The following is a 1,588-nucleotide window of genomic DNA, read 5'->3' as shown; positions in this document are numbered from 1 at the left end:
AGAATATCCACGACCCGGTCGGGATGGAGATTGTCGATCCTTTTCTCTTTCAGGTCCTCATCCTCGCCCCAGCCCACCAAGGCCCGGCCGAACCGATTTATGTAGGTCAGGCGACCGTCCAGGGTGGCTGTGGAAATGAAATCGCGGCTCGATTCGATGATGGCCGTCAATCGGGTCCTTTCGGCCATGGCCGCGGCCTCCCGGCGCCAGAGTCGGTGCTGCTTCCACATGAGGCCCAGGACCAGCACTGAAATAAGACCGGAAAAGGCCAGAAGAAGATTAACGCCAACCAGGAACCGGTCCAATTTTTGGCGCTGTTCCTCCAGAATGGTCTGGACCAGCCCCTGGGATTCGGCACGCACGGCCGAAGCCCTGGCCTGAGCCTCTCGAAGACGGGCGTGAATCACGGTCATGATCACTTCGCCTTTCCGGCCATGTCCACCCACGCCGTACTCCAGCCATTGGAGAACATCGACCAGGGCCGGGGCGACCACGGCATGAAAGGCCGACGCCTGGATCAGGTTGTCCAGGACAAAGGAACGGCGCATGTCCACCAGATCCTCGTAGACCTCGTTCACCCGTCCCTCGAACGAATCCACCGCTCCGGCCTGGGGATTCATGCGCATGGTCGCCGCCGAATGGGTCAACTCGTTCAGCCCGTCCATGATCCTGGTCAGAGCCTCGATCTGGGAAAGAAGAAGGGTCGGAAGGCTTCGTTCCAGGGACCGGAGGGTCACATTGGTGAACAGACCCACGCCAAGGACCATGGCCAGAAAGATGACCACGATGGCCCATCGGATGGTTTCAAAGCGGAATCGGAAGAGGTTCACGGCCTCGGGTCCGCCTCGCCTATCAGTCCCTGATCCTGGTAGTATTGCCGGGCCCCTGGATGAAGGGGTATGGACAGACCGTTCAACGCCGAATCAAGGGTAACGAATCGTCCCTGCACATGGGCCGAGTCGAGCAGGTCAAGGGTCCTTTCAGACCACAGGTCTTGGGTCAGATCATAGGCCAAATCGTCGGCCATGGTTCCGGCAACGACAAGAAGGGCATTGACCTCGATGGTCGGCGTCTCCGGAACGCCAGGGTAGGCACCGTCCGGGATGATTCCTGGGACCAGATAGGGATGGGCCGCATTGATGGCCTTGGCTGTATGCCTGTCCACAGGCACGAGGCGAATACCCCGTTCTGCGACGTCAGTCACGGCCTGGGCCGGAACCCCGCTCATCAGGCAGAATCCGTCCAGGCGGCCCGTGGCCAGGCTCTCGACCGTGAACTCGGGTTTCAGATAGGCCGGCCGAAGATCCTTTTCGGACAACCCATAGGCCTGAAGAACGATTTTCATGGCTGCCAGAGTTCCCGACCCGACCTCGTCGAGAGAAATGGATTTGCCCCGCAGATCCATCACGCTTGTGATGTCGGCCCCGGGTCTGGTGACGATTTGAAGCCGCTCCGGGTAGAGCGAGGCCAAGGCCAGGATGTTGCGCTCCCCAGGCTCACCGGCAAAAGGTCCTTGCCCTTGACGGGCCCACAGGGCCACGTCGGCCTGGACCATGGCCACCTCGATTTCCCCGGCCAACAGAGCCCG

2 protein-coding genes are annotated in these 1,588 nt (G+C 60.8%); both read right to left on the bottom strand.

Annotated elements, in window-relative coordinates; translation table 11 throughout:
- The coding region (locus tag EOM25_14820; protein ID NCC26450.1) for a PAS domain S-box protein at positions 1–830 on the bottom strand (830 nt) is incomplete at its 3' end.
- Positions 827–1,588 (bottom strand): TAXI family TRAP transporter solute-binding subunit (locus EOM25_14815; GenBank protein ID NCC26449.1); only part of this gene is annotated, 762 nt, incomplete at its 5' end. The genes EOM25_14815 and EOM25_14820, both read right to left, overlap by 4 nt.

The organism is Deltaproteobacteria bacterium (assembly GCA_009929795.1).
GTDB lineage: Bacteria > Desulfobacterota > Desulfovibrionia > Desulfovibrionales > Desulfomicrobiaceae > RZZR01.
This window is presented reverse-complemented; position numbering and strand designations above follow the sequence as displayed.